Annotated in this window: 10 protein-coding genes and 2 pseudogenes; 6 read left to right on the top strand and 6 right to left on the bottom strand. The window is 63.7% G+C overall.

The window, feature by feature from the left end:
- Both G9Q80_RS28000 and G9Q80_RS27995 read right to left on the bottom strand, forming a co-directional pair.
- Nucleotides 1-159: pseudogene (locus tag G9Q80_RS28000) on the bottom strand (integrase core domain-containing protein); the annotation flags it as partial.
- A pseudogene (locus G9Q80_RS27995) lies at nt 148-536 on the bottom strand (transposase); the annotation flags it as partial. The pseudogenes G9Q80_RS27995 and G9Q80_RS28000, both read right to left, overlap by 12 nt.
- 152 nt (nt 537-688) lie before the next feature.
- On the opposite strand from G9Q80_RS27995, the gene G9Q80_RS03320 reads away from it, so the two are divergent.
- Genes G9Q80_RS03320 through G9Q80_RS03295 form a run of 6 tightly spaced genes read left to right on the top strand, consistent with a single transcriptional unit; the run spans nt 689 to nt 6,247 of the window.
- The gene (locus tag G9Q80_RS03320) at nt 689-1,861 is read left to right on the top strand and encodes a substrate-binding domain-containing protein (RefSeq protein WP_043144495.1); all 1,173 of its coding nucleotides are present in this window, start codon (nt 689-691) and stop codon (nt 1,859-1,861) included.
- A gap of 56 nt (nt 1,862-1,917) precedes the next feature.
- Nucleotides 1,918-2,682 carry an ABC transporter ATP-binding protein gene (locus G9Q80_RS03315; RefSeq protein ID WP_043144494.1) on the top strand — a complete coding sequence of 255 codons (765 nt, stop codon included), beginning with the start codon at nt 1,918-1,920 and terminating at the stop codon, nt 2,680-2,682.
- On the top strand, nt 2,675-3,397 hold the full coding sequence (locus tag G9Q80_RS03310) for an ABC transporter ATP-binding protein (RefSeq protein ID WP_088716484.1): 723 nt from the start codon (nt 2,675-2,677) through the stop codon (nt 3,395-3,397). The genes G9Q80_RS03315 and G9Q80_RS03310 overlap by 8 nt, the downstream gene beginning before the upstream one ends.
- The gene (locus G9Q80_RS03305; protein ID WP_088702381.1) at nt 3,398-4,429 is read left to right on the top strand and encodes a branched-chain amino acid ABC transporter permease; all 1,032 of its coding nucleotides are present in this window, start codon (nt 3,398-3,400) and stop codon (nt 4,427-4,429) included. It begins immediately after the preceding gene.
- A 1-nt stretch (nt 4,430) separates the two neighbouring features.
- On the top strand, nt 4,431-5,483 hold the full coding sequence (locus tag G9Q80_RS03300) for a branched-chain amino acid ABC transporter permease (RefSeq protein WP_088702382.1): 1,053 nt from the start codon (nt 4,431-4,433) through the stop codon (nt 5,481-5,483).
- Between the two features lie 2 nt (nt 5,484-5,485).
- Complete coding sequence (locus G9Q80_RS03295; protein ID WP_088716485.1) at nt 5,486-6,247, top strand: alpha/beta fold hydrolase; 762 nt, start codon at nt 5,486-5,488, stop codon at nt 6,245-6,247.
- Here G9Q80_RS03295 and G9Q80_RS03290 read toward each other — a convergent pair.
- From G9Q80_RS03290 to G9Q80_RS03275, 4 genes are read right to left on the bottom strand one after another with little or no spacing between them, the layout of a single operon-like run.
- The gene (locus G9Q80_RS03290) at nt 6,237-6,611 is read right to left on the bottom strand and encodes a hotdog family protein (RefSeq protein WP_088716486.1); all 375 of its coding nucleotides are present in this window, start codon (nt 6,609-6,611) and stop codon (nt 6,237-6,239) included. The two genes, G9Q80_RS03295 and G9Q80_RS03290, sit on opposite strands and share 11 nt — an antisense overlap.
- Nucleotides 6,608-6,961, bottom strand: a complete 354-nt coding sequence (locus G9Q80_RS03285) for a MaoC family dehydratase (RefSeq protein ID WP_088716487.1) — start codon at nt 6,959-6,961, stop codon at nt 6,608-6,610. The genes G9Q80_RS03290 and G9Q80_RS03285 overlap by 4 nt, the downstream gene beginning before the upstream one ends.
- Entirely contained in the window at nt 6,954-8,444 is a 1,491-nt protein-coding gene (locus tag G9Q80_RS03280) for a class I adenylate-forming enzyme family protein (protein WP_088716488.1), read from the bottom strand. The genes G9Q80_RS03285 and G9Q80_RS03280 overlap by 8 nt, the downstream gene beginning before the upstream one ends.
- Nucleotides 8,437-9,174: an enoyl-CoA hydratase/isomerase family protein gene (locus G9Q80_RS03275; protein WP_349237762.1), complete on the bottom strand. Its 738-nt coding sequence runs from the start codon at nt 9,172-9,174 to the stop codon at nt 8,437-8,439. The genes G9Q80_RS03280 and G9Q80_RS03275 overlap by 8 nt, the downstream gene beginning before the upstream one ends.
- Nucleotides 9,175-9,184: the final 10 nt, after the last annotated feature.

The raw sequence follows: 9,184 nt of genomic DNA, 5'->3' as shown, positions 1-9,184 counted from the left end.
ATTTGGGTATTCCGGTTTCCCGTCTGGCGCAAGCGCGCCGGGCGCGGAGCCCTCAAATTGCTCAAGCGCTCGGCGCGCTTGCTGCGGTGTCTGGTTGCCAAGCGACGAGTGTGGCCTGACCGTGTTGAAGTCGTAGCGCCACAAGGCCAGCTTGCGCCGCGTGGATCGATGCTGACCAAGAGTGTGGCAGGCGCGGCGCTCTGACACGCCAAGCTCCCGCCGCACATGGTCGATGCACTTTCGGCGACGCGAAGGGCCTAGAAGTTTCCCTTTGCGGCTTCAGTGAGAATGAGCTTGTCCAGCGTCAAATCCGACACAGCCCGACGCAGCCGTTGGTTCTCTTTCTCCAGTTCCTCCAGCCGCGCGAGTTGAGACCGCTGCATCCCGCCATAGAGCTTACGCCATCGGTAGGACCTCTGCTGCGTCACGCCGATCTGGCGCACGGCCTCCGCGACCGTCATTCCTTGACCCTGCAAAACTTCGGCCTGCCGAAGCTTGGACACTATCTCTTCGGGCTTTTCTCGATTTCCAGCCATCGCTGGTCCTCCACTTCGCGGGACAATCTATCCCAGTTGGTGGACCACTTTCAGGGGGCTACTCCACCGGGTCCGGTCGTCTCTCTTGACGTGAATAATGATTCATGTTTCATATTTTTCGGCGGAGGAGTCTAACGGGAGGAACCCCAGCAATGTTACGTAGCGTATTTTCGGCCCTGGCGATCATGGCCATGGCCGCGCCGCTCTCGGCGGAGATCCGAATAGCCCATGTCTATGGCAAGACAGGCCCGTTCGAAGCCTATGCCAAGCAGTCCCATGACGGTCTCATGATGGGGCTGGCCTATGCGACCGGCGGAACGATGGAGATCGACGGCGAGCCGATTGTCGTGATCGAAAAGGACACGCAGCTGAAGCCGGACCTGGGCAAGGCCCTGCTGGCCGAAGCCTATGGGGATGACGATGCGCATATCGCGGTCGGCCCGGTGTCATCGGGTGTTGCGCTGGCGATGCTTCCGGTCGCCGAGGAATACGAACGCGTCCTGATCGTGGAGCCCGCCGTTGCGGATTCGATCACCGGGGAGAACTGGAACCGCTATATCTTCCGCACCGGGCGAAATTCGTCCCAGGATGCGATCGCCAATGCGGTTGCGCTTGGCGGCAAGGATGTGACCGTGGCGACGCTGGCGCAGGACTATGCCTTTGGCCGCGATGGCGTGGCCGCCTTCAAGGAGGCGATCGAGAAGACCGGCGCGGTTGTCGCCTACGAGGAATATGTCCCGACCGACACGACGGATTTCACCGCTGCCGCAGAGCGGATTTTCCAGAACATGGCCGATGTCGAAGGTGACAAGAAGCTCTTCATCATCTGGGCCGGTGGCGGCAATCCGATGGGCAAGATCAACGCGATGGACCCGTCCCGCTTTGGCCTCGAGATTGCGACCGGCGGCAATATCCTTGCGGCGCTGACGGCCTACAAGGAACTGCCGGGCATGGAAGGGGCGACCTACTACTATTACGAAATCCCGAAGAACCCGGTGAACGACTGGCTTGTCGAAGAGCACATGAAACGCTTTGGCACGCCGCCGGACTTCTTTACCGCGGGCGGGATGTCCGCCGGTATCGCGGTTGTCGAGGCGATCAAGGCCGCGGGTGGCGCAGAGGACACCGAGGCGCTGATCGACGCGATGGAGGGCCTGGAATGGGCCTCGCCCAAGGGCCCGATGCGGTTCCGCGCCGAGGACCACCAGGCCTTGCAGGTCATGTATCACTTCCGCACCGAGGTGCAGGTGGGCAAGGACTATGGCGTGCCGGTTCTTGTGCGCGAAATCGGTATCGATGAAATGGACATCCCGATCCGCAACTGACCGGGTGGGGCGGGTATTCCCCGCCCCTTGCTCTCCACCAAGACTCTGGTTCTTTCATGACACAGACCCTTCTGGAAACGGATGGCCTGACGGTTCGCTTTGGCGGTCACGTCGCGGTCGACGGCATCTCCTGCTCGTTCCGCGCCGGTGAGCTGACCGCGATCGTCGGACCGAACGGCGCCGGCAAAACGACCTATTTCAACCTCATCTCTGGCCAGATCCCGGCCAGCGCCGGCCGCGTCAAGCTGTTGGGGGAGGATATTACCGGGCTGGGCGTCGCGCAGCGCTGCCGCAGGGGGCTGGGCCGGGCGTTCCAGCTGACCAACCTGTTCCCGAACCTGAGCGTGCTGGAAAATGTGCGCCTTGTCATCCAGGCGCATCGGCAAAAGGGGTTCAGCCTGTTCTCGATGGCCGACAGCCATACCGAGATGACAACTGCCGCGCTGGCCGTACTGGAACGCGTTCGGCTCGACACGCTGCGGCACAACACGGTGGCCGAGCTCAGCCACGGCAACCAGCGCAAGCTGGAAGTGGCGCTGCTGATCGCGCTGGATCCGATGGTGTATATGTTCGACGAACCGACGGCGGGGATGAGTGTCGACGAGGCGCCCGTGGTTCTGGACCTGATCGCCGAACTCAAGGCCGACCGCGAACGCACCATCCTGCTGGTCGAACACAAGATGGACGTGATCCGTTCTCTCGCGGACCGGATCATCGTGCTGCACAACGGTGCGCTTGTGGCGGACGGACCACCCGCCGAGGTGATGGCCTCGGACATCGTGCAGGAAGCCTATATGGGACGGGAACTCGAAGATGTCTGATCCGGTTCTGAGCCTGCGCGACGTGCATACGGATATCGCGCAATACCATATCCTTCAGGGCGTCGACCTGGACGTGCCGCGTGGCGGCGTGACCATGCTGTTGGGGCGCAACGGGGTCGGCAAGACCACGACCCTGCGCACGATCATCGGCCATTGGAAGGCGAAATCCGGCACGATCGCCTACAACGGTGACGAGATCACGTCGCTGCCGGTGCCTGCGCGTGCGCGTGCGGGGATCGGTTTCGTGCCCGAGGACATGGGCATCTTTGCGGATCTGACCGTCGAGGAAAACATGACCCTTGCCGCGGCCTCCGGCCCGCTGGACCCGCAACGGCGGGACTGGCTGTTCACGGTCTTTCCGCCGCTCCGGACCTTCTGGCAATCGGAGGCCGGCAACCTGTCCGGCGGGCAGAAACAGATGCTGTCCATTGCCCGCGCCATGGCCGAAGAGCGCAGCCTCTACCTGATCGACGAGCCGACCAAGGGCCTGGCCCCGGCGATCATTTCGACCATGGCCGGGGCGCTGCGCGAGTTGAAACGCCAGGGGGCGTCGATCCTGTTGGTCGAACAGAATTTTGCCGTGGCCAAGGCGCTTGGCGACACCGCCGCCGTCATGGAAGACGGGCGCATCGTCTGGACCGGCGCAATGGCCGAGCTTGCGGGTGATGCCGAACTGCAGGAGCGCCTGATGGGCCTGAGCATGGAGGCGCACTGAATGTCGTCGGCACCGGAACACAAACCCACTTTCGCGGATGTCACGCTGTCCGAACGCATCGGCACGGCGGCGCCCTTCCTGCTCATCCCGGTTCTCGTGGTCCTGGGCTTTGTCGCGATCGGCGCGCCAAGTTCCTGGCTCACGCTGACGGTGTCCGGCCTCGCGATGGGGACGATGATCTTTATCATGGCCTCGGGGCTGACGCTGGTCTTTGGATTGATGGATGTCATCAACTTCGGCCACGGGGCGTTTATCTCGGTCGGGGCCTTTGTCGGCATTTCTGTCCTGATGACCCTGGGGGGCTGGACCGAGGCGCCGTCGCTGGCGCTCAACATGGGGGCTGTCCTGCTTGCGGTGATCGCCGCGATGGCCGTCACTGGCGTTCTGGGCTGGGGCTTTGAACGGATCATCGTGCGCCCGGTCTACGGCGCGCACCTCAAGCAGATCCTGATCACGGTCGGCGGGCTGATCGTCATCGAGCAGCTCATTCACGTGGTCTGGGGCCCCGAGGAGATTTTCTTTACGCGCCCCGAGACGCTCAAGGGCGCCGTGACCTTCGGCGGCGCCGCTGTCGAGAAGTACCGGCTGCTTGCGGTGGTTGTGGGGATCGCGCTGTTCGTTGCGATGCGCATGGTTCTGCGCCGGACCAAGATCGGCCTGATCGTGCGCGCAGGTGTCGAGAACGGCGAGATGGTCGAGGCGCTCGGCTATCGCCTGCGCCTGGTCTTTATCGGGGTCTTCATCGCGGGGTCGGCGCTTGCGGGTCTCGGCGGCGTGATGTGGGGGCTGTACCAGGAGGTTATTACCGCCGGCATGGGCGAAGAGATGATGATCCTCGTCTTCATCGTGGTCATCATCGGGGGGCTGGGCTCTGTCGAGGGCGCCTTCATCGGCGCATTGCTTGTCGGGTTGCTGCAGAACTACGTGGCCTTTCTCGAACCCAAGCTGGCGCTTGTGTCCAACATCGCCCTGATGACCGCAATCCTGCTGTGGCGGCCGCAAGGCATGCTGCCCGTCGTGAAGGCCAAATAAGATGCTCGTCAATCTCCTCTCCGGCGACAAGCCGCGTTCCGCTGTCCTGACTGTCATTCTGCTGGTGATCCTCGTGGCCCTGGCGCTTGCCCCGTTCCTCTTTCCGGGGGTGCGCTCGCTCGAGACGGCGGCGCGGATCTGCATCTTCATCGTGCTTGTCGCCAGTTACGACCTGTTGCTTGGCTACTCGGGCATCGTGAGTTTTGCGCATACGATGTTCTTTGGCCTCGGCGCCTACGGGGTTGCGCTGGCCTCTGTCCACATGGGGCGCGGGTTCGATGCGCTGGTCGTCGGCGCGGGCCTTGGTGCCATCGCGTCCGCGGTGGTCGCGCTGCTGATCGGGCTGTTCTCGTTGCGGGTGCGGGCGATCTTCTTTGCCATGATCACGCTGGCCGTGGCCTCGGCGGTTGCGGTGCTGGTCTCGCAGTTCTCGGGGCTCACGGGGGGCGAGGACGGGCTGAACTACAAGGTCCCGCGGGAACTGACGCCGGCGTTCCGGCTGGGCGAGATTTTCGGCGTCAGGGTGTCCGGGAAAACGCTGAACTACTACCTGGTGTTTTTCGGCTCACTCGCGCTGTTCCTGCTCTTGCTGCGCATCGTGAATTCGCCCTTTGGGCGCGTCCTGCAAGCCATCCGCGAAAATGATTTCCGGGCCGAGGCCATCGGCTACAGGGTCGTGGCCTACCGGACGCTGGCCACCTGCCTGTCGGCAGCCGTCGCGGCGCTGGCGGGCAGCCTGTTCGCGATCTGGCTGCGCTATGTCGGGCCGGATACCACGCTGTCCTTCGAGATCATGCTCGACATCCTCCTGATGGTGGTGATCGGCGGCATGGGCACGATGTATGGCGCGGTGATCGGGGCGACGATTTTTGTCCTGGCGCAGAACTACCTGCAAACGCTCATGGGCAGCGCCTCGGAGGCGACCACCGCGATCCCGCTTTTGTCGCAACTCCTCGATCCTGACCGCTGGCTGCTCTGGCTCGGTGTGCTCTTTGTCCTGAGCGTCTATTTCTTTCCGACGGGAATCGTGGGGCGGTTGAGGGCCGGGCGCTGAGCGTGCGGCACCCCCTGATCTTTCTCCACGGCTGGACCATGCGGGGGGCGGTGTTCGACGGTATCGTCGGGCGCCTCTCGCCCGAGTTCGCCTGTTTCGCACCGGATCTGCCCGGACACGGCAAAGCCGCGCATCTGCCGCCCGATATCGACAGCTGTGCCGAGGTGCTGGCCGATTGCATTGCGTCCTGCGGTGCAGAGCGGCCCGTTATCATCGGTTGGTCGATGGGCGCGGCAACCGCCTGGAGATATATCGCACAGCACGGGACTGCGGGGATTTCGGGGCTCGTCACTGTCGACATGAGCCCGAGGGTCATGCCCGCGCCGGACTGGCCGCATGGGTTGCGGGGGGAAACGCAGGATAGCGTGGCCGCTGCGCGGCTGCGCTTCGACAGCGATTGGGAAGGCGTGACGCATGGTATTGCCGCGACCATGTTCGCCTCGCGCGAGGGCGCCACGGGATTGTCGCGGCAAAAGGCCCAGGCGTTGATCGCATCCCATGACCCCGACAAGATGCGCGCGCTCTGGGATGACCTGCTGGCGTTTGACGAGCGCGCGGTCATCCCGTTGATCGACGTGCCCTATCTGGTGTGTTCCGGTGCGCAGAGCCGGGTCTACGCAGAAGGGGCCGCGGCCTGGATCTGCGCCCACGCCCCGCAGGCGCGGCGGCACATCTTTCGCCAGTCCGGGCATTCGCCGCATCTCGAAGAACCCGAAGCCTTCGCAAATACGATTGCGCGTTTCGCGCGCGCGGTCACGGGCTGAGCGGGCTTTCGGCCACATCCTTTGCCTTGACGAGCGAACGGCCCTCGCAGATCAGCGTCCCGTCCGGCGTGACGCATGTCGCCCAGAGGTCGACGAGGTGCTTTTCGGGGCGCAGGCGCGTGATTTCGACCGTCGCGGTCAGCGCGGTGTCGAGCGGGGCAGGGGAGGCGAACCTGAGGTCCTGCTTCAGGTAGTTCGTCCCCGACCCCGGCAGTTCAACGCCCAGGAGATAGGAAAACAGCGCCGCGATCAGGGGTTCGGGCACTTCCGTTCCCGCCTCGACACCGGAGAGTTCGGAAAAGGCTGCAAGGTCCGCCTTGGCATAGGTGCGGGTGGTCGAGGCCGTCTGTCCGATTTCCATCATGCAATCTCCGTTTCGCCGATCAGAACCTCGGCGCCGTCATCCGTGCGCACCGCCCGCAAGGAAAGCTGCCCCGGCGCGGTTTCTCGGATGTTCAGGGTAATCTCTTCGCCCGCGAAGGCGGGGTTGGGAAACATCATTGTCTGGGTCACCTGCCGCGCCTCGGGCCGGTGCTGTTTGAGCAGGCCCCAGAATTTCGTGTAGATCAGCATGCCGTGGCTGACCGTCCGGCCAAAGGCCGTGCGGGCCGAAAATGCCTCGTCCACATGGATTGCATTGTCATCCCCCGAGACTTTTGCGAAGGCATTGAACTCGGCTTGGGTCGGCGTCCATGTCGCAGTGAGGTCAAGCATCCTGAAACATCCTCTTGAGGTCGGGTTTGCGCACCTTGCCAGCCGCCGTGCGCGGGAAGTCGTCAACGACATGGACCGAGGCCGGCACCTTGTATCCGGCCAGCCGTTCGCGGCACCAAGGCCGCAGGGTGTCCGGATCCAGGTGGTGGCCGGGTCGCAGGATGATGAAGGCGGCGCCGACCTCACCCCATTTCGCGTTGGAAACGCCGATCACCGCGCTTTCCTGGATGGCAGGGTGTTCGTTGAGCACGCGTTCGACCTCGGCCGGATAGACGTTTTCACCGCCGGAGATATACATATCCTTGATACGGTCGACGATGTAGTAATAGCCATCGGCATCGCGCCGGGCGATGTCGCCACTGGCCAGCCAGCCGTCCGGTGTAAAGGTTTTTTCCGTCGCCTCTGGATTGCGGAAATAGCCGGGCGTGATGCCCGGCCCCCGAAGCTGGAGTTCGCCTGTGCCCGCCTCGCCCTGGGGGACACCGTCCAGCCGGACATCCGTCATTACCTGGGCCTTGCCGACAGAGCCGATCTTTTTGCTGGCATGATGCTCGTCCATGAGGAACACGGTCGGGCCGGTCTCTGTCATTCCCATACCGTTAAGAACATTCAGGCCCCTGTCCGCGAAAAAGCGGATCAACGGTTCCGACAGGGGTGCGCCGCCGCAGCCGCAGCGCAACGCGGTCCAGTCGACCGTGTCTATGTCGGGCATGAGCGAAAACGCCTGGTAGATCGCGGGTACGCCAAAGAACTGGGTGATTTCGCCACGCCGGATGAGTTGCAAAAGCGTTTCCGGTTCGAATTTCGGCAGGATCGTCGAAACGCCGCCATTGAGAAACACCGGCAGCGTGTAAAGGTTGATACCCGCCGTGTGGAAGAGTGGCAGAAAGTTCACCGACCTGTCACCCCCCGTCAGCCCGATCGCCTGACCAATGTTGATCGCATTGACCCAAGCCATGCGCGCGGTCTGGATCACTGCCTTGGGCAGACCCGTCGTCCCGGAGGTGAACAAGAGGTACCAGGGCCGCGGCGCCGGGACAGGCGCGTGAAACCGCCGGGAGGGGCTGTTTGTCCATCGGGGGAGGTCGCGCTCGATCGAATAGGCCGTCAGCGAGAGTCGCGAAGCAAGCTCTTGTGCCGTCTCGGCGTGGCCTGCATCAAACAGGATCGCCTGCGCGCCTATGGGTGCGAGGGCACCTGCCAGTTCCGCCGCAGGCTGTCGCCAGTTGAGGGGGCACAGGATGAGCCCGGTCTTCTGGCAGGCAAAGAGGGTCAGAAAGAACTCGACCCGGTTGTGACACAGGATGGCAATCCGGTCGCCCTCGGCATGGCCTGCGGCGAGAAGAGCCTCCGCAATGCCATCCGCGGCACGGTTGACCTCTGCAAATGTCCAGTCCCTTGCGGATGTGCTGTCCCGGAACGCGATAGCGTCCGGAGCAAGCTCCGCCCGTTTGAAGGCCATGTCGGGCACTGTATCAAACATTCGGCGTCACCTCCTGCCTGCCGAGGAACCTTGCCATCTTGGTGTGTGTATCCGTCGCCGCGATCCTGCGCAGGAATGCCTCGGTCTCCGCCTCCAGCCGGTCCTGCACGGCGGTCTTGCGCCGCGCGTCCCAAAGCAGGGCCTTGGTTTCCAGCGCCACGTCCAGGTCGAGCTTGGCGAGGTCGTGGAAGGCCTTGTCCTCGGGCGTCTGATCGACTCTGTCCGCGAGCCCAAGGGCGACCAGATCGTCTGCGTCCCGACGCGCATCCGCCAACAGCCACCGGCGCGTTGCCGGCAAACCGATGAACTCGGGGAGCAGCGCGGTCCAGCCGCCATCCGGGGCAAAGCCGACGGTTGCGTAATAGGGCTGAACAAAAGCATCCGCCGACAGCATCACGAGATCCGACGCCCAGAGCAGGCCCGCCGCCCCGCCAGTGACGGCGCCCCGTGCCGCGCAGCCGAAAATCACCGGCATCCCGATCATCCGCAGGACCAGCGACTGAAGGGCAGGGACCACCTTGCGGGCATACTCTACTGCTTGGCTATTTTCTGCGGCTTCAAGGAAACGGCCGACGTCGCCGCCGGTCGAGAAATTTTTGCCGCCGCTCAGCAGAGCCGTCCGGGCGCCGGAGGTTTCCAGTTTGTCGAGGGCCGCGTGGAGTGCTGCCAGAAGATCGGGCTCAAGCGCGTTGGCTCGTGGCGCGGATAGCGCGATCTGAAAACAGTCCACGCCGGACGCA

The sequence above is a fragment of the Mameliella sp. LZ-28 genome, from assembly GCF_012274245.1.
GTDB lineage: Bacteria > Pseudomonadota > Alphaproteobacteria > Rhodobacterales > Rhodobacteraceae > Antarctobacter > Antarctobacter albus.
The sequence above is the reverse complement of the archived record's forward strand: the minus strand, read 5'-3'. Positions and strand labels throughout refer to the sequence as shown.